The 18,199-nt window shown below is 60.6% G+C and carries 17 protein-coding genes and 1 tRNA gene; 4 read left to right on the forward strand and 14 right to left on the reverse strand.

The features are described 5' to 3' along the window. Positions 1-2: 2 nt before the first annotated feature. The 3 genes from dapE to L63ED372_RS07370 all read left to right on the forward strand — a co-directional run bounded on the left by dapE (position 3) and on the right by L63ED372_RS07370 (position 4,249). The gene (gene dapE / locus L63ED372_RS07360) at positions 3-1,172 is read left to right on the forward strand and encodes a succinyl-diaminopimelate desuccinylase (RefSeq protein ID WP_062404901.1); all 1,170 of its coding nucleotides are present in this window, start codon (positions 3-5) and stop codon (positions 1,170-1,172) included. Continuing rightward, entirely contained in the window at positions 1,169-2,071 is a 903-nt protein-coding gene (gene prmB, locus L63ED372_RS07365) for a 50S ribosomal protein L3 N(5)-glutamine methyltransferase (RefSeq protein ID WP_062404903.1), read from the forward strand. Before dapE ends, prmB begins: the two co-directional genes overlap by 4 nt. Positions 2,072-2,182: 111 nt before the next feature. Beyond that, positions 2,183-4,249 carry an ABC-F family ATP-binding cassette domain-containing protein gene (locus tag L63ED372_RS07370; RefSeq protein WP_062404906.1) on the forward strand — a complete coding sequence of 689 codons (2,067 nt, stop codon included), beginning with the start codon at positions 2,183-2,185 and terminating at the stop codon, positions 4,247-4,249. A 202-nt stretch (positions 4,250-4,451) separates the two neighbouring features. On the opposite strand, the gene L63ED372_RS07375 is transcribed toward L63ED372_RS07370, so the two are convergent. The 6 genes from L63ED372_RS07375 to tolB all read right to left on the reverse strand — a co-directional run bounded on the left by L63ED372_RS07375 (position 4,452) and on the right by tolB (position 9,199). Further along, positions 4,452-4,527, reverse strand: a tRNA-Lys gene (locus tag L63ED372_RS07375). A 31-nt stretch (positions 4,528-4,558) separates the two neighbouring features. Next, positions 4,559-5,368, reverse strand: coding sequence for a tRNA threonylcarbamoyladenosine dehydratase (locus L63ED372_RS07380; RefSeq protein ID WP_062404909.1), 810 nt, complete (start codon positions 5,366-5,368; stop codon positions 4,559-4,561). 21 nt (positions 5,369-5,389) lie between these two features. Then, entirely contained in the window at positions 5,390-6,502 is a 1,113-nt protein-coding gene (locus L63ED372_RS07385; protein ID WP_062404911.1) for a YeeE/YedE family protein, read from the reverse strand. A 6-nt stretch (positions 6,503-6,508) separates the two neighbouring features. Continuing rightward, positions 6,509-7,282: a tol-pal system protein YbgF gene (ybgF, locus tag L63ED372_RS07390; RefSeq protein WP_156343572.1), complete on the reverse strand. Its 774-nt coding sequence runs from the start codon at positions 7,280-7,282 to the stop codon at positions 6,509-6,511. Positions 7,283-7,329: 47 nt separating this feature from the next. After that, the gene (gene pal / locus L63ED372_RS07395) at positions 7,330-7,872 is read right to left on the reverse strand and encodes a peptidoglycan-associated lipoprotein Pal (RefSeq protein WP_062404915.1); all 543 of its coding nucleotides are present in this window, start codon (positions 7,870-7,872) and stop codon (positions 7,330-7,332) included. Positions 7,873-7,912: 40 nt separating this feature from the next. Next, positions 7,913-9,199 carry a Tol-Pal system beta propeller repeat protein TolB gene (gene tolB / locus L63ED372_RS07400; RefSeq protein WP_062407786.1) on the reverse strand — a complete coding sequence of 429 codons (1,287 nt, stop codon included), beginning with the start codon at positions 9,197-9,199 and terminating at the stop codon, positions 7,913-7,915. Between the two features lie 216 nt (positions 9,200-9,415). On the opposite strand from tolB, the gene msbA reads away from it, so the two are divergent. Further along, positions 9,416-11,215 carry a lipid A export permease/ATP-binding protein MsbA gene (gene msbA / locus L63ED372_RS07405; RefSeq protein ID WP_062404917.1) on the forward strand — a complete coding sequence of 600 codons (1,800 nt, stop codon included), beginning with the start codon at positions 9,416-9,418 and terminating at the stop codon, positions 11,213-11,215. Positions 11,216-11,232: 17 nt separating this feature from the next. Here msbA and rng read toward each other — a convergent pair whose 3' ends face one another. The 8 genes from rng to purD all read right to left on the reverse strand — a co-directional run bounded on the left by rng (position 11,233) and on the right by purD (position 18,197). After that, positions 11,233-12,705 (reverse strand): ribonuclease G, encoded by a 1,473-nt coding sequence (gene rng, locus L63ED372_RS07410; RefSeq protein ID WP_062407788.1) that lies wholly within the window; start codon positions 12,703-12,705, stop codon positions 11,233-11,235. Positions 12,706-12,785: 80 nt separating this feature from the next. Further along, positions 12,786-13,388 (reverse strand): Maf family protein, encoded by a 603-nt coding sequence (locus L63ED372_RS07415; protein ID WP_062404919.1) that lies wholly within the window; start codon positions 13,386-13,388, stop codon positions 12,786-12,788. Next, positions 13,385-13,852 (reverse strand): 23S rRNA (pseudouridine(1915)-N(3))-methyltransferase RlmH, encoded by a 468-nt coding sequence (gene rlmH / locus L63ED372_RS07420; RefSeq protein ID WP_062404921.1) that lies wholly within the window; start codon positions 13,850-13,852, stop codon positions 13,385-13,387. Before rlmH ends, L63ED372_RS07415 begins: the two co-directional genes overlap by 4 nt. Before the next feature lie 6 nt (positions 13,853-13,858). Next, positions 13,859-14,647: a ribosome silencing factor gene (gene rsfS, locus L63ED372_RS07425; RefSeq protein ID WP_062404923.1), complete on the reverse strand. Its 789-nt coding sequence runs from the start codon at positions 14,645-14,647 to the stop codon at positions 13,859-13,861. Continuing rightward, a complete protein-coding gene (nadD, locus tag L63ED372_RS07430) occupies positions 14,647-15,288 on the reverse strand; it encodes a nicotinate (nicotinamide) nucleotide adenylyltransferase (RefSeq protein WP_062404926.1) in 642 nt (213 codons plus the stop codon). The genes rsfS and nadD overlap by 1 nt, the downstream gene beginning before the upstream one ends. A gap of 14 nt (positions 15,289-15,302) precedes the next feature. After that, positions 15,303-16,223: an oxygen-dependent coproporphyrinogen oxidase gene (gene hemF, locus L63ED372_RS07435; protein ID WP_062404927.1), complete on the reverse strand. Its 921-nt coding sequence runs from the start codon at positions 16,221-16,223 to the stop codon at positions 15,303-15,305. A gap of 35 nt (positions 16,224-16,258) precedes the next feature. Next, positions 16,259-16,900, reverse strand: a complete 642-nt coding sequence (locus L63ED372_RS07440; protein ID WP_062404929.1) for a 1-acyl-sn-glycerol-3-phosphate acyltransferase — start codon at positions 16,898-16,900, stop codon at positions 16,259-16,261. Positions 16,901-16,916: 16 nt separating this feature from the next. Next, positions 16,917-18,197: a phosphoribosylamine--glycine ligase gene (gene purD / locus L63ED372_RS07445; RefSeq protein WP_062404931.1), complete on the reverse strand. Its 1,281-nt coding sequence runs from the start codon at positions 18,195-18,197 to the stop codon at positions 16,917-16,919. Positions 18,198-18,199: the final 2 nt, after the last annotated feature.

Below are 18,199 nucleotides of genomic sequence, written 5' to 3' on the forward strand. Positions count from 1 at the left end.
CCATGAACGCCAAAACCTGTCACAACACCCTGCGCCTGGCCGAGCAGCTGATCTCGCGCCCTTCTGTCACGCCTGAGGACGCAGGCTGCTTGGACCTGATCAGTGAGGCTTTGAATCCTCTGGGTTTCGTCTGCGAGTTCATGGACTCCGGCCCAGACACCTTCCGCGTGCGCAACCTCTGGGCCAAACGTGCAGGCACCTCGGGCCAAACCTTGGCCTTTGCCGGGCACACCGACGTGGTGCCCACCGGGCCTCTCGCGCAATGGGACAGCGACCCCTTCACCCCCACTCACAAAAACGGCAAGCTGTTTGGCCGGGGCGCAAGCGACATGAAAACCTCGCTGGCGGCCATGGTGGTCGCGGTGCAGGAGTTCCTGGCCTCCAATCCCAGCCCGGCATTGGGCATCGCTTTTTTGCTGACCAGCGACGAAGAAGGCCCGGCGCTCGATGGCACCGTGGTCGTGTGTGAAAAGCTCCAGGCCCGTGGCGACGCGCCGCAGTTCTGCATTGTGGGCGAGCCCACGTCGGTGCAGCAGACGGGCGATATGATTAAAAACGGCCGACGCGGCACCCTGAGCGGCAAGCTCACCGTGAAGGGCGTGCAAGGCCACATCGCCTACCCACACCTGGCCGACAACCCGATCCACCGCCTCGCACCTGCGTTGGCCGATCTGGTGGCCATCCGCTGGGACGAAGGCAACGCCTTTTTCCCGCCCACCAGCTGGCAAGTGAGCAACATCCACGCCGGCACGGGCGCGAGCAACGTGATTCCGGGCGACTGCGTGGTGGACTTCAACTTTCGCTTTTGCACCGAATCCACGCCCGAAAGCCTGCAGCAGCGCTTGCAAGCGGTGCTCGACCAGCATGGCCTGAAGTACGAACTGAAATGGACCTTGGGTGGCCGCCCATTTCTGACCACGCCCGGTACGTTGGTCAAGGCGATTGAACAAGCCATCACCGATGAAACCGGTTTAAAAACCGAGCTGTCCACCACGGGCGGCACCAGCGACGGCCGCTTCATCGCGCAAATCTGCCCCCAGGTGATCGAGTTCGGCCCACCCAACGCGACCATCCACAAAGTGAATGAGCATGTGGCCCTGGCTGACATCGCGCCGCTCAAAAACATCTACCGCCGCACCTTGGAACAACTCAACGCAGGTCTTAAGGCATGAGCGTCATGAACCTGCCCGCGCTGATCGAGCAAGCGGCGAAGCGGCTGGAAGCTGCGGGCGTGGCCTTTGGCCACGGCACCCAAAGCGCTTTTGACGAAGCCGTCTGGCTGGTGCTCTGGCGCTTGGGCTTGCCGCTCGACACCGATCTGGATGAAAAGGCCGATCAAGCCGTGAGCGCCGAGCAGCAAGCCGCTTGCGCTGCGCTGATCGAGGAGCGCATCACTTCCCGCAAACCCGCGGCATACCTCACCCATGAGGCATGGCTGCAGGGCGTGTCGTTTTACATCGACGAGCGGGCCATCGTGCCACGCAGCCTGATCGCCGAAGTGCTGGCCGACGGCACCATCGACGCATGGCTGAGCGACCAAACCCAACAGGTGCTGGACCTGTGCACGGGCAACGGGAGCCTCGCCGTCTTGGCCGCGTTGGCATGGCCCGAGGTGCAGGTGACTGGAGCCGATATTTCTGACGATGCGCTGGCCGTGGCTACCATCAATGTGGAACGCCACGAACTGAATGAGCGCGTGAGGCTGGTGCACAGCGACGGCCTGAGCAGCTTGAACCCACCTGCACACGGCCCGTTTGACTTGATCTTGTGCAACCCGCCTTATGTGTGCCAAGCCAGCATGGACGCGCTGCCCGCCGAGTACCGCGCCGAGCCTGAACTGGCGCTGGCAGGCGGGACCGATGGCATGGACTTTGTACGCCAGCTGTTCAAACAGGCGCCTGAGCGCATGAGTGAACACGGCGTGCTGGTGCTTGAAATTGGCAACGAGGTGGACCACTTCATCGCCGCCTTTCCCGAACTTGAAGTGGCTTGGCTGGACACCAGTGCAGGAGACGATCAGGTCTTGGTCATCGCCCGCGAGGCCCTGCTCACGCTCAAAGGGCGCGCCTGAGCCGACATCGGCGAAAATAGCGGGTTATCCCGTAGCGATTTCAGCCCGTGCGCTGACCCTGCCTCCCCTATCCCGGAATCCGTCCGGAACCTGTCCGGACACTGTTCTTTCATGATCAACCTCAAAAACGTCACCCTGCGCCGAGGCACCAAGGTGCTGCTCGACCAAACATCGGTCACCCTCAACCCCGGAGAAAAGGTCGGTCTGGTTGGACGCAACGGCGCAGGCAAATCCACCTTGTTTGCCTTGTTCAACGGCACACTCAACGAAGACGGTGGTGATTTTGAGATGCCCAAAGCCTGGCGCATGGGTCAGGTCGCGCAGAACATGCCTGAGACCGACCAGCCCGCGTCTGAGTTTGTGCTGGAGGGCGACACGCGCCTGGCCGAGCTGCGCCAGCGTTTGGTGGCGGCCGAAGCCAGTGGCGACGGCATGGAGTTGGCGCACGTCTACACGGACCTGGCCGATGCGGGCGACCACGACGCCCTGCCCCGCGCTGAAGCGCTCATTTTGGGCCTGGGCTTTCGGGTGGACGAACTCAACAACCCGGTCAACAGCTTCTCGGGTGGCTGGCGCATGCGCTTGCAGCTGGCGCGGGCGCTGATGTGCCCGTCGGACATTTTGTTGCTGGACGAACCCACCAACCACTTGGACTTGGACGCTTTGGTCTGGCTGGAAGCCTGGCTGCAACGCTATGCGGGCACCATGATCGTGATCAGCCACGACCGCGAATTTTTGGACGCGGTGACCAACGTCACCTTGCACATTGACCACGCCAAACTGACGCGTTACGGCAGCAATTACAGCGGCTTTGAAATTTTGCGGGCCCAGCAAATGGAGCTGCAACAGGCCTCGTTTGCCAAGCAGCAGGACAAAATTGCCCATCTGCAAAAGTTCATCAACCGCTTCAAGGCCCAGGCCAGCAAAGCCAAGCAGGCGCAAAGCCGGGTCAAGGCGCTGGAACGCATGGAAAAAGTGGCCCCGCTGCTGGCCGATGCCGAGTTCACCTTCGGCTTCAAAGAGCCCAACAACCTGCCCAACCCGATGCTGGCCATCAGCGAGGCCAGCTTTGGCTACCTCGTCGACGGTGAACCCAAAACCATCGTGCAAGGCGTGAGCAAATCGGTGCTGGCCGGTCAGCGCATCGGCATTTTGGGGGCCAACGGCCAAGGCAAATCGACCTTGGTCAAGACCATTGCCCGCACCATGCCTCAGCTGACGGGCACTCTGACCGAGGGCAAGGGCCTGAACATCGGCTACTTTGCCCAGCAAGAACTCGATGTGCTGCACCCGCAGGACAACCCGTTGGAACACATGATCCGCCTGGCCAAAGAGTTGGGCCCGAACAGCGGCGAGCCCAGCCGCGAGCAAGACCTGCGCAACTACCTGGGCACCTTCAACTTCACAGGCGACATGGTCAAGCAAGCCGTGGGCACCATGAGCGGTGGCGAAAAAGCCCGCCTGGTGCTGGCCATGATCGTGTGGCAACGCCCCAACCTCTTGCTGCTGGACGAACCCACCAACCACCTCGACTTGGCCACGCGCGAAGCGCTGTCTATGGCGCTCAACGAATTCGAAGGCACCGTGATGCTGGTCAGCCACGACCGTGCCTTGCTGCGCGCCGTGTGCGAAGAGTTCTGGATGGTGGGCCGGGGCAAGGTCGAGCCCTTTGATGGCGATTTGGACGACTACCAGAAGTATTTGCTTGAAGAATCCAAACGTCTGCGCGAAGCGGCCAAGAACTCGGCCCGGGATGCCTTGGCCACTGCAGTGGCGGAAACGCCGCCAGCGAACATCGCCGCAGTGCCCAGCAGCCCGGCCATTGTGGCGCCCGCAGCCAACGCTTCGACTGCGGCCCCGACCTCCACCTCAGCGACGCAGCCCGGCACAGGACTGAGCAGTGCCGAGCAACGCAAATTGGAAGCACAAAAGCGCCAGCAACTGGCCGCCCAAACCCGACCACTCAAACGCGAACTGGAGCAAAACGAGCAGCGCATGGCCAGCATCGAAGCCGAGAAAACACGCCTGGAAGCGCTGCTGACCACACCTGTATCGCCAGCCGAGATGGCAGATGCGGGCCGCCGACTGAAAGCTCTTGCCGATGAAGTCACCGCCCTCGAAGAGCGCTGGCTGGAGCTGACCTCTTTGCTCGAAGAAGCCATCTCGGCAACGGTGTAAAACTCGACCATGAAACCCAATGGCTGGTCTTTGTCTGACCGGCTCATTGGAGCAATGGAGCCTTCGCTCTGGAGGCTTTCTGCGCGTAGGCCCTTGACCTGAGCCGAGCCCAAACAAAGTGCTCCGCCAGTGAAGGATGCTGAATGACGAGCGCAGAAATGAAAAAAGCACTTTGTACCGAAATACAAAGTGCTTTTAAATTTGGTGGGACCAGCGGGGGTCGAACCCACGACAAACGGATTAAAAGTCCGCTGCTCTACCAACTGAGCTATGGTCCCTTTGCTGTAGTGACGTGCACTCCAGCAAGACTCAAATTATAGCGTCATTTTTTCGCCCTCTCGGGCTGACCGCTAAAAAATTCAAAATTTCTGAGGCCGCGCACATGCCAAAGGTCGCGGTCACGCTCACCACCGATCCGTAGCCATGGCAATTGAGCGAGCCGTCGCCTTCGATCGCACACGAGGCATCGGGTGGTGCCACGGCTTCGCGGCTGAACACGCCCAGAATACCGATGCTCTTGCCACCTTTGGCCGCCCCGTGGTGTTTGCGCAGGCGGTAACGCAGCTGGGCCAACAGCGGGTCGTGCGTGATGCGCGAGAGGTCGTCCACATCCACCTTGTGCGCCAAGCGTTTGCCACCCGCAGCGCCCACGGTGATGAAGCCCAGGCCTTCGTCCAAGGCCCATTGCGCCAGGCTCACTTTGGCTTTGACCTGGTCGCAGGCATCGACCAAGGCATCGGGCTTGCAGGGCAAGAGCTCAGGCCAGTTCTCGGGCGTCACAAAATCATCCACCACATCGACTTGGCATTGCGGGTGAATCAAGGCAATGCGTTCTTGCATGGCCAACACTTTGGATTGGCCCGTGGTGTTGCTGAGGGCATGAATTTGGCGATTGATGTTGGACTCGGAAATATGGTCCATGTCGACAAGGGTCAAACGCGCCACGCCACTGCGTGCCAAAGCTTCTGCGGTCCAGGAGCCCACCCCACCGATGCCGACCACCACCACATGCGATTGTTGTATGCGACTGGCCCCGGCCATGCCATAAAGGCGTTGCACCCCCCCAAAGCGGCGAGTGCTTTCATCGTTGTCTGCGTCCATCATGGGTATGGGGCTCATGGGCGGGTCTGAGAAGAGGGTTCAGGCATGGCGGATTTGCCATTGCAAAGCGCCCCAGGTGCCTGCAAAAATGCCCAAGACAGACAGCATGCTGCCCAAGCTCAAGGTCGACAGCCCCGTCAGGCCCTGACCGAAGGTGCACCCCATGGCCAGCACACCGCCGGTGCCCATGAGCGCCCCGCCGACCAGGTGACGCACCAAGTCGGCACGGTGTGTGAATCCCTCCCAGCGAAAGCTGCCTTGCTGCAGAGCACTCCCACAAGCACCCAGCACAACACCGGCTACAGTGACCATGCCCCAGGTCAGCCGTTTGCTGCCGTCGCTGAAGTACATGAAGGCATCGAGCCAGTAGCCCACGGGAGCCGTGAAGCTCAAGGCTTCCATTCGGCCGCTTTGGGTGGTGACAAACACCGGCTCCAGCGTATCCGGGTGCTCAGGCACAAACCCCATCACACCGCTGACCCACCAGAGCGCCACCACCAAGACGCCCAGACCTGCTCCGGTGGTCCAATTGAACAGGGTGTGAAATCGTCTGTCTTTGAGCACCCAACCCACCAAGAGCAGGGACACCAAGGCTGCACTGATGCCCAGACCCGCACGCATATCCCACCCCGTCACGCTGGACAGCCACTGGCCTAAAAAAGGGCCGTGGGGCAAATCGATGGCCACCGGGTCCAGACCATGCACCCGCCACACCGCCGTCAGGCCACGCATGGCCGCCAATGCGGCGACCGCCATGGCCAGCAAAACCACCAGAGATTTGAGGTTACCTGCCGCCATCCGAACCAAAGATTTGCTGCTGCAGCCCGATGCCAGCACCATGCCGATGCCAAACAAGCCCCCCCCAAAAAGCGACGAGAGCCAAGGCAATTGGGAGGACGCATAAATGGTGTTCAGTGGACTGATCCAACCCAGCCAGGCCATCAGACCGAATCCAGCCATGGCCACCGCCACAGCCAAGGCCCATTGCCGCAGGCGGGTGGCATCACGCATCAACATCCAATCGCTGATCGCCCCCAAGGTGCAAAAGTGTCCCCGATGAATCAACACCCCGACCAGCAAGGAAATGGCAAAGCTGGCCCCCCAAACTTGGTAGACCATCCACTGGAAGTCATCCGCAGACAACAAAGTCATTCGTTGTCAGCGCAGACGGCCAAGACGTTCACGCGCCGTGCTCGCGGTTTCGGCTTGGGGATAGGTCGCGATCAACTCTTCCAGCGTTTTGCGAGCGGCCCTCATGTCTTTGAGTTCGATCTGCACATTCGAAATGGCCAGCATCGCCTCGGCCGCACGCGGGTGATTCGGTGCCATGCTCAGCAACTTCTGAAAATTCGCCATGGACTCCTTGTACGCCTTGTTGGCGTATTGGGCGTTGCCCAGCCAAAAAAGGGCCGAGGGCGCATAAGCGCTGGAAACATGACGCAGCAAAAAGGCGGACAAGGCAGTTTGCGCCGCAGGGAAATCGGCCTGGCGAAAAAACGCCATGGCTTTGTCAAAATCGGACTTCTCAGAGGGGTCCACCATCACTTCTCGACCATCGATGGTGACCTGTACCGGCTCGAAACGACGCAAGCGGTCGTCCACACTGCTGATCACATCTTTTTGGCGCAACTGCAATTCAGTCAAGTCACGTGCCAAGCGCTCTTGTGCACCCAAGCTTTGAGACAACTCCGACTTGAGCCGATCGATTTGCCCTTGCAAATCCAGCAGGGCACCTCGCAGCTGGTCAATGGCCTGGGTTTGCGCTTGATTCTGCGACTGGGTGTTTTGCTCGATCAGGGCACGAGTGGCGTTTTGGGACTGTTCCAAGCGCTGGCGCAAATCCAGAATAGCCCGGCGCGCTTCGTCGTCACCACCGAACAAGGACGCTTGCACAGGGCCGGACAAACCCGTCAAACCAAGGGTCAGAGCCATGGCGGCAAGGCGCCAACCACCGGATCGAACGTTTTGCATGGCAGGCCTCAGTAACGAATTTCAACGCGGCGGTTTTGCGCCTGATCGACCTCACTACCACCGGTGGCCAATGGCTTTTCCTTGCCAAAGCTCACGGCTTCGAGTTGCGATTCGGGCACGCCCAGCAAGCTCAGCGCCTGGCGCACCGCATCGGCACGCTTTTGGCCCAAGGCCAGGTTGTATTCACGGCCACCACGGTCATCGGTGTGGCCTTCTAAATTGGCTTTGCGCTGCTTGTTGGCTTGCAAAAACTGGGCATGCGAAGCGATCACGGGGCGGGCTTCTGGGCGAATCACAAAGCTGTCGTAGTCAAAAAAGACCACATGCGCAGTGCCCACAGGGCCTTGGCCTGTGGAGCTTGGAGCAGCCGTCACAGACGCCACGCTGGTTTGAGCGCCCCCCTGCCCTGCACCAATGCCTTGAACACCCACGCCAACGCCGCTGGATGTGGCCGATTTGTCCTCTACAGGCACATCATCCAACTTGACGCCCGAGGCGCACCCCGCCAGGACCACGGAGACCATCATCAAGGACCAAAACTGCTTTTTCATACTCAACCTCATGGATAAAAACGGATTAGAAATTCAGAAATCAGGGACGCACAGGACCCCAATGGGGCTCGCGGATGTCGCCGCCTTGCCCTGCCAAGCGGGCTTTGATGCGCCCGTCCAGTGTGGTGGTCATCAAGGCCTCACCGCCTTGCTGCGTGGCATAGACCAACAAACGGCTGTTGGCTGCAAAACTGGGGCGCTCATCGGCGTTGGTGTCCGTCAACGCCGTGACCTGCCCTGTGGCCAGCTCCATCAGGTGAAGCCTGAAACCACCCGTCAGACGCGAGACATAAGCCAGCCACCGGCCATCAGGGCTGATGGCTGGCGAGATGTTGTAGTTGCCCGAGAAAGTGACCCGCTCGGCCGGGCCACCTTGGGCGGGCATTTTGTAGATTTGGGGGTTACCACCCCGGTCACTGACAAAGTACAAGGTATTGCCATCCGGAGAAAAAGCCGGTTCGGTGTTGATGTTCCCCGAAGTCAGGCGCTGGGGCTCGCCGCCCTGCAGGGAGACCCGGTACAACTGCGAGCCACCATCGCGGCTGAGTGTGGCCACAAGGGAGCGGCCATCTGGGGCCCAGGCCGGGGCACTGTTGGAGCCTTTGAAATTGGCCACCACCCGACGATTGCCAGTGGCAAGCTCATGGACATACACCACGGGCTTGCGGGACTCAAACGACACATAGGCCAATTGGGTGCCGTTCGGCGACCAAGAGGGGGAAATGATGGGCTCTGGGCTGTTGAGCGCAGAGCGTGCACCCTCGCCATCGGAGTCAGCGATCCAGAGGTTGTAGCGACCACTCGATTTGGTGACATAGCTGATGCGAGAGGTGAACACACCGGGTGTACCGGTCAACTGCTGGTACACCCAATCTGACACCCGGTGGGCAGACAAACGCAAATCCGCTGCGGTGACGTTGTCCTTGAAATCCGATTTTTCTAGACCCTTGACCGCGTCCCACAAGCGGGCCCGCACATCGTAGCGACCATTCGCCAAGCGTGTGACCGATCCCGCCACCAAGGCCTCGGCCGACAAGGGACGCAGGGCTGTCCAGTCAGGACGGCTCATTTCGTCAAGGGTCAAACTGGCTGCAGACAAAGGCTTGAACTGTCCGCTGCGGGTCAGATCGGCTTGCACAATTTGTGACAAATTTTGACCCGCTTGTGATTCGCCTTTGAAAGGTGCGACCAGAACAGGCAACTGAGTCAGACCCACGCCCGTGACCTCGACTCGAAATTGGGCTTGGGCGACGCTGACCGCCAAAGACAGCCAGAGCCCCACCAAGAGCGTACCCAAACGGCGGACAGGTGAACGAAAAAGGTTCATGAGCATCAACAACATGGGAGGGTGGCGAATCAAAACGCCAATCGTACACCGTGAACAGCCCCATTTGACCCATGACCATCAGCCAAAGCCCAAGACTGAGTCCGGGAAAAAGTTGTCAACAAGCTTGCCATCGGACCCACAGCCCCCAAGAAGCTGTCTCAGCGTCCATGACAACAGGTCGATCGGCGGGCTGGCCTGCTTACAATCGTCACACCCATGTCTGATGCCCAACCCGAATCCCAGCCGCCCACGGGCTTGGCCCCACAGCCAGGCATCGTCCAGCGTTTGCTGCGCCTCAAACCTTATTTCTGGCGTCAACGCAGCGTCTGGGCGATGGCCATGGGGGCCACCTTGGTTGCGGCCCTCACCGAGCCGCTGATTCCGGCCCTGTTTCAGCCCTTGCTGGACAACGGGTTTGCCGAGAACAGTTTGCCACTGTGGTCCATCCCTTTGGTCGTCATTGGCCTGTTTGGCCTGCGTGGCCTGGCCCACTTTGTGGCGCAGTACGCCTTGGCAAGGGTGACCAACGACGGTATGGAGAAACTGCGAAGCGATTTGTTTTCCAAACTGGTGCGGGCCGATTTGTCCTTGTTCAACCGGCAGTCGGCGAGCGCCTTGTCCAACACCGTGGTGTATGAGGTTCAAGTGGGCGCTTCACAACTGGTCTCGGCCTTGATCGGTTTGACCCGCGATGGCTTCACCCTGTTGGCCCTTGTGGGCTACTTGATGTGGCTGAACTGGCAGCTCACGCTGGTGGTGTTCACGGTGGCCCCGGGTCTGAGCTGGATCATGAAAGTGCTGTCCCGTCGCCTGTATGGCCTGACCAAGGAAAGCCAAAAAGCCACGGATGATCTGGCCTACGTCGTCGAGGAAAACGTGCTGGCCCACCGCATGGTGCGTCTGCATGGGGCCCAAGCCCAGCAAATAGGGCGCTTCAACGCGCTGGGTCAGCGTCTGCGCCGCTTGGCCCTCAAATCCACCGTGGCATCGGCCGCCATGACACCGCTGACCCAAATCATGGCGGCGGTTGCCCTGTCTTTGGTGTTGGTCATCGCCTTGGTGCAGAGCCGCGAAGCTGGATCAGGGGCCACAGTGGGTGGTTTTGTGGCCTTCATCACAGCCATGCTGATGCTGATTGCCCCCATCAAACGCCTGGCCGATGTGGCCAACCCCATCACCCGGGGACTGGCCGCTCTGGAGCGAGGCCTCTCCTTGATGCACGATGCCCCGGAAGAAAACCAAGGCCAACACCAGGTGCAACGCGCCAGCGGTGCCCTGGAATGGCAAAACGTGGGTGTGCAGTTCAACCCGGACGGTGATCCGGCTTTGACGCAGATCCATTTGCGTGTTCAGCCCGGTGAAACGGTGGCCCTGGTGGGCACCTCAGGTGCAGGCAAAACCACGCTCATTCAGTTGCTGCCGCGCTTTTTGAATCCGAGCAGCGGACAGGTGCTGCTGGACGGGGTGCCACTGCCGCAGTGGCAACTGGACAGCCTGCGCCAACAATTGGCCATGGTCAGCCAGGACGTGGTCATGCTCAACGACAGTTTGGCCATCAACGTGAGTTTGGGCGACACCACCGACCGCGCCAAGGTGCAGGAATGCCTGCAAGCGGCCAATCTGTGGGAGCATGTTCAGACCTTGCCGCAGGGCATGGACACATTGCTGGGCCACAACGCCAACCAACTCTCGGGGGGGCAGCGCCAGCGCTTGGCGATTGCCCGCGCCTTGTACAAGGATGCCCCCATTTTGATTCTGGATGAGGCCACCTCGGCCCTGGACAACGAGTCCGAGCGTTTGGTGCAGGACGCCTTGCAAAAACTCATGCAAGGGCGCACCACTTTGATCGTGGCACACCGCCTGTCCACCATCGAACACGCCGACCGGGTGATCGTGATGGAGCGCGGCCGGATTGTGGAAGAAGGCCCACCCGCCCAATTGCTGGCGCAAGGCGGGGCTTATTCGCGCCTGCACCACCGAGGTGAATGGTCCAGCGAAGCGCCTGCCCAGACCTGAGCGCCCAACTCAACGCCTCAGAGCAGCACGATGTCGTACTGCTCAGGTCCCAAGGACGCTTCGACCTGCAGAGAAATTGGCTTGGCGATGAAGTCCGACAAGCCCGCCAAATGCTGGCTTTCTTCGTCCAGCAACAAATCAATCACCGCTGTGGTGGCCACGATGCGGAACTCGCGCGGGTTGAACTGCCGCGCTTCGCGCAGGATCTCGCGCAGGATGTCATACACCACAGAGCGCGGCGTCTTGACGATGCCCTTGCCCTGACAACTCGGACACGGCTCGCACAGCATGTGGGCCAGCGACTCTCGGGTGCGCTTGCGCGTCATCTCCAGCAAACCCAGCGAAGAAAAACCACCCGCCATGGTTTTGACGCGGTCACGGGCCAGTTGTTTGCGGAACTCGGCCAACACAGCGTCCTGGTGCTCAGGGCGGGCCATGTCGATGAAGTCGGCAATGATGATGCCGCCCAGATTGCGCAGGCGCAGCTGCCGTGCAATGGCTTGCGCCGCCTCCAGGTTGGTCTTGAAGATCGTGTCCTCAAAATTTCGCGCACCCACATAACCGCCCGTGTTCACATCCACAGTGGTCAGCGCCTCGGTCTGGTCGATGATCAAATACCCGCCCGATTTCAGCTCGACCCGGCGGCCCAGCGCCTTGGCGATTTCTTCGTCGATTGAATACAGGTCAAAAATGGGCCGCTCGCCTTTGTAATGCTGCAAGCGTTCGGCCGCTTTGGGCATGAACTCCTGACCAAAAGCCTGCAATTGTGCAAACTGCTCCTGCGAGTCGATGCGGATGCTCTGTGTGGCCTCGCCTACCAAATCGCGCAAAACCCGCTGCAAGAGCGTCAGGTCTTGGTGCAACAAGGACGCTGGCGGCAGGCGCAGCGAGGCCTCCTTGATGCGGGCCCAGGTCTTGCGCAGGTAAGCGATGTCGTCGCTCAATTCCTCGTCACTGGAGTCTTCGGCATTGGTGCGCAAAATGAAGCCGCCCCCGGCCGGGCCCACCAAGGCCTGTAACCTTTGGCGCAAAGCGTCGCGCTGGTCGGCCGGTATTTTTTGGGAAACACCAATGTGGTCGTCTTGTGGCAAAAACACCAGATGGCGGCCCGCAATGCTGATTTGTGTGGACAAGCGTGCGCCCTTGGTGCCCATGGGGTCCTTGATGACCTGCACCATGATGGCGCGGCCCTCGAATACCTGCTTCTCGATCGGTACCAGCGGCTGGCCTGTGCGGGCGGCTGCAGCATCGCCTTCGGCGTGCTTTTGCCACACATCGGCCACATGCAAAAAGGCGGCTTTGTCGAGACCGATGTCGATGAAGGCCGATTGCATGCCAGGCAAGACACGGGCCACTTTGCCCAGGTACACATTGCCGACCAGACCGCGCTCGAGCGTGCGCTCAACGTGCAACTCCTGCACCGCGCCAAACTCCACCACCGCGACCCGGGTTTCCTGGGGCGACCAATTGACCAAAATATCTTGTTGCATGGAGGGCATCAGATGGGGAAAAGAGAAAAACAATTCGAGACAAGACAGGGCAACTTCAGCGCCTTGACTTATCTCAATGCTCAACAGCGCACGCCCAAGTTCCGCAGCAAAGCAGCGGTCTCGAACAGCGGCAAACCCATGATGCCTGAATAACTGCCCCGGATCTGTTCAATATGAGCAGCTGCCCTGCCCTGCACCCCATAAGCCCCGGCTTTGCCCATGGGCTCGCCAGTGGCCACGTAGGCACGGATTTGCGCAGCGGTCATGGGCGCGAAGCGCACCCACGATTGCGACACTGTGGCCACTCGTTGTTGCCCTTTTTGTGCGGCAACGGCAGTCAACACGCGGTGGGTTTGCCCTGATAGCCGTTTCAGGATGCGCACGGCATCGGCCTCATCCGCTGGTTTGCCCAAAATATCCCGCCCCAGGCACACGGTGGTGTCGGCGCACAGCACGGGCGCAAGCGGCAGGCCCTGGCGCTTCAAGCGCTGCACGGCGGCGTCGAGTTTGAGTCCCGTGACACGCGCCACATAGCGCGCAGGCGCTTCCGAGCCATGCACGTCTTCCAAAGACTCGGCATCTTCATCGGGCCCGGCCAAGAGCAGCTGGTGAGCCACCCCAATTTGGTCAAGCAACTGACTGCGCCGGGGGCTTTGGGAAGCGAGGTAGATGAAGGCGCTCATTCGCGGTGGTAGGGGTGGTTGGCGTTGATGGACCAGGCGCGGTAGAGCTGCTCGATCAAGAGCACCCGGGCCATGGCGTGGGGCAAAGTCATGTCAGACAAGCGTATGCGCTCGTGCGCGGCCCGCCGGAATTCGGGCTCCAAACCGTCGGGGCCGCCAATGACCAAGGCCACATCGTCACCGCCAAGCTGCCAATGGGTCAGGCGGGTGGCCAGGGCCTGCGTCGTGAGGTTGGTGCCGCGCTCGTCGAGCACCACGATGCGGGTGCCACGCGGAATCGCCGCCTCGATGCGCTGGCGCTCTGCTGCGTACAGGTTGGGAAGGGTTTTGGAGCCGCGGGGCTCGGTTTTCACGGCCTTGAGCTCGACCTTGAGCTCAGGCGGAAAACGTTTGGCGTAGTCGTCCCAAGCGGTCTGCGCCCAATCCGGCACGCGCAGGCCGACCGCAACGATCAGCAGCTTCATGCAGGATCAGTCGGCTTTGCGGCGTGTGGCTGCTTGCACAGCCTTGCGCGCAGGGGCCTTTTTGGCGGCCGGCTTGGCAGACGACTTGGCCGCTGCTTTAACAGCAGGTTTGGCCGTAGGCTTGCCCACTGTCTTCACCGTGGGCTTGTTGGTGGGGCTGCTGGCTTTGGGGGCCGATTTGGCGGCGGTTTTGGCTGCAGTTTTTACTGGGGCTTTGACCGCTGGTTTGGCCGCGGGTTTGGCCGCTTTGGCAGGTGCCTTCAACGCGGGTTTGGCTTTGGCTGCAGATGGTGCGGCCGATTTGGCGGCAGACTTCTTGGCTGCGGGTGTTTTGGCAGTGGCCGATTTGGCCGTTGCTTTGACAGGGGCTTTTTTCGCCACCGAGTTTTTGATGTGGCCCTTGGTTTCGGCCGTCGCTGCGGGCTTGGGTGCGCCAAACTTCAAGCGCACGGGCGTGCCGCCCCAGATTTCTTCGAGGTTGTAATAAGTGCGGATGGTCGGCTGCATGATGTGCACCACGGCGGGGCCGCAATCGACAATGATCCATTCACCGTTGTCTTCACCCTCGATGCGGGGCTTGCCAAAACCGGCGTGACGCACTTTGTCGCGGACACTGGCGGCCAGCGCCTTGGTCTGGCGGTTCGAGGTGCCCGAGGCGATGATGACCCGCTCAAACAGCGAGGACAGGTGTTCGGTGTCAAACACCTGGATTTCTTGGGCCTTGACGTCCTCGAGTGCGTCCACGATGGCACGCTGGAGTTTCTGGATGTCTTTTTTAGCGGCGTTTTCGGTCATCAATGGGGCCTGTAAAGGTGGTGTTCGTGAATATAGCGCTCAACAGCGGGGGATACCAAGCCCGTCAGGGCCTGCTCTGTGGCCGCCAGCACACGGATGTCCGTGGCACTGTGGGGCATCAGCGGCATGTCCAGAGTGCGAATGCGCGCTTGCAGGGTGTCCGAAAGGGGTGGGTGGGTGGGTGCAGGGCCTGATTCTTTGTTCCAGGCACGCACGGCCATATCACGGCCTGCGGCACAGATTATAGCGATGCGCTCGATTTCACCGATCTGATGCCATGAGGACAAGGAGCGGCGCTGGTCATCGCCCAGGAGCAAATACAGCTGCGCCTGGGGATATTCGGACTGCAACTCATGCAGGGTGTCCACCGTGTAGCTGGGGCCGGTGCGCAGAATTTCCCGCTCGTCCACCACCACTTGCGGCACATGCGCAAAGGCCAAACGGGTCATAGCCACGCGGTGTGCGGCGTCGCTGAGGAGGCGCGGTTTGTGCCATGCGTGACCCGTAGGCAGCACATGCACATGGTCGAGTTGCAACTGGGCCACGGCCGCTTCGACCAAGGCCAGATGAGCCAGATGCGGCGGGTCGAACGCTCCACCAAAAACGCCCAGGCGCTGAACAGCGGTTTGGGGTTTTTGCATGGCAGGCTGAAGACTCAAACCCAGTCCTTGGGCACCAAAAAGTGGCTGAGCAAGCGCGCTTCGGGCGAGCCCGCCTCATCTACCCGCTGATACGACCAGCGCACCTCGGGGGGCATCGACAGCAAAATGGACTCGGTGCGGCCACCGGACTGCAAACCAAAATGCGTGCCCCGGTCCCAGACCAGGTTGAACTCGACATAACGGCCACGGCGGTACAGCTGAAAGTCTCGTTCGCGCTCGCCATAAGGCGTGTCCTTGCGGCGCATCACGATGGGCATGTAGGCCGTCAGCAGTGAATCGGCCACGCTTTGCAGCATGGCAAAGCTCTGGTCCATGCCCAGCTCGGAAAAATCGTCGAAGAAAATGCCGCCCACACCGCGCTGCTCGTGGCGGTGTTTGTTGCAAAAATAATCGTCACACCAGGTTTTAAATCGCGGGTGCAAGGCCTCACCAAAGGGGCTCAGGGCATCTTTGCAGGTCTGGTGAAAATGCACCGCGTCTTCGTCAAAGCCGTAATAAGGCGTCAAGTCCATACCGCCACCAAACCAGGCCACGGGCGCCCTGCCCTCGGGCTTGGCCGCGATCATGCGCACGTTCATGTGCACCGTAGGCACATAGGGGTTGCGTGGGTGAAACACCAGCGACACGCCCATCGCCTCAAAGGCGGAGCCCGCCAACTCTGGGCGGTGCTGGGTGGCCGAGGGCGGCAACTGTGGCCCCGTGACGTGCGAAAAGCCGCAACCGGCCCGCTCAAAAATTGGACCGCCTTCCAGAATCTGGGTGATGCCATTGCCTTGGAGTTTTTCGCCCGGGTCTTTTTGCCAAGCATCGGTCAGAAAGGGCGTGCCATCCAAGTCGGTCAAGGCCCCGGTGATGCGGGACTGCAAGCCCAGCAGGTAGTTTTTGACGGTGCCAAGTTCAAAGGGGGTGGTCATGGTGGATTGGGACCTTTAAAGGGTTCGGAAAATCTTCAGGGTTTCGGTTGGGCAGATTCGAGTTTCTGACCGGGACTGTAGGGAAGTATGGGTCCCATTTGGTGTTCATGGAAGCCTTTGACGCCCTCAAAGACCTGGGCCATGTGGGCGTAATCGCGCTCGACCTGTCCAGTCAGATCGTAAAAATCCACCACAGTGAAGCGGCGCTGCCCCCAGTCGAGCTTGACCAGCGCCAGAGGGACCTGAGCCCCCAATGCCAGTTGGTAAAAGCCGCTGCGCCAGCCCGGAGTGAGGCTGCGTGTGCCCTCCGGGGCCAAAGCCAGCCAGAGCAACTGGTCGTTTTGTTTGTGCTGCTCGAACACATGCACCATCTGCCCGACCACACCGCGTGACGAGCTGCGGTCAATCGGAATGCCTCCGACCCAGCGCATCCACGCGCCGATCACCGGAAATTTGAACAGCGAGTCCTTGCCCCAAAAGTGCGCCGGGATGCCCAGCGCCCATTTGGCCAGCATGCCAATCGGAAAATCCCAGTTGCTGGTGTGCGGGTAAACGATCGCCACACCTTGACGGGTGGGAAAGCCCTCAAAGTCCAGGCGCCAGCCCAAGATTTTCAAAATCCAACGGGCCAGACGAGAGCCCTTGAATGTCACAGGATGGCGGATCACAGAACGCATGAAGAAAACTGTTCCTTCAGTTTTTGATGGCGCGGTAGCCAATATCCCGGCGCATTTGCATGCCGTCAAAGGCAATGGGACTGGCGGCTTGGTAAGCCTTTTGCTGCGCCTGCTTGACCGAATCGGCCAGTGCCGTGACACACAGAACACGCCCGCCAGAGGTCAGGATTTGGCCGTCTTTTTCGTTGGTTCCGGCATGAAACACCATGGCATCGCCCTCATCCTTGGGCAGACCGCTGATGACATCGCCTTTGCGGGGATTCATCGGGTAACCGGCGGCAGCCATCACCACACCCAGCGCCACACGGCGGTCCCACTCCATCTCCAATTGGCCCAGACCTTCAGAGGTCGCCGCCAACAGCACCTCCAACAGGTCCGACTTCAGGCGCATCAAAATGGGCTGGGTTTCGGGGTCGCCCATGCGGCAGTTGAATTCCAGTGTCTTGATGCGCCCCTGTGAGTCGATCATCAGGCCAGCGTACAAAAACCCGGTGTAGGTGATGCCGTCTTTTTCCATGCCCCGAATGGTCGGCAAGATGACCTCGCGCATGGCGCGTGCGTGCACCTCTGCCGTCACCACCGGCGCAGGCGAATACGCGCCCATGCCGCCTGTGTTCGGTCCCTCGTCGCCGTCTTGCAGACGTTTGTGGTCTTGGCTGGTGGCCAAGGCCGCAACGTTCTTGCCATCACACAGCACCATGAAGCTGGCTTCTTCGCCTTGCAAGAACTCCTCTATCACTACACGAGCGCCGCCCGCGTTGTGCGCCACACCGAGGGTGTTATCGAGCAGCATGAAGTCAATCGCCTCGTGGGCTTCGGCCAGCGTCATGGCCACCACCACCCCTTTGCCTGCCGCCAGGCCGTCGGCCTTGACCACAATGGGGGCGCCTTGGCGGTCTACATAGGCGTGGGCTTGTGCCGCATCGGTGAAGGTTTCAAACGCAGCCGTGGGAATGCCGTGGCGCTGCATAAAAGCTTTGGAAAAGGCCTTGGAGCTTTCCAACTGCGCAGCCGCTTGGGTGGGGCCAAATATGCGCAAGCCATGGGCCCGGAAATCGTCCACGATACCCGCCGCCAAGGGAGCTTCGGGGCCCACCAAGGTCAAGCCAATGCCGTTATCCAAGGCCCACTGGCGCAACAACGCCAAGTCGGTGATGGGCACATTGACCAGGTTTTTGTCTTTGGCCGTGCCGCCGTTGCCGGGGGCCACATAAACCTGCTGCACTCTGGGCGACTGCGCCAGTTTCCACGCCATGGCGTGCTCGCGGCCACCACTGCCGACTACCAATACTTTCATCC

It is taken from the genome of Limnohabitans sp. 63ED37-2 (genome assembly GCF_001412535.1).
Taxonomy (GTDB): Bacteria; Pseudomonadota; Gammaproteobacteria; order Burkholderiales; family Burkholderiaceae_C; genus Limnohabitans_A.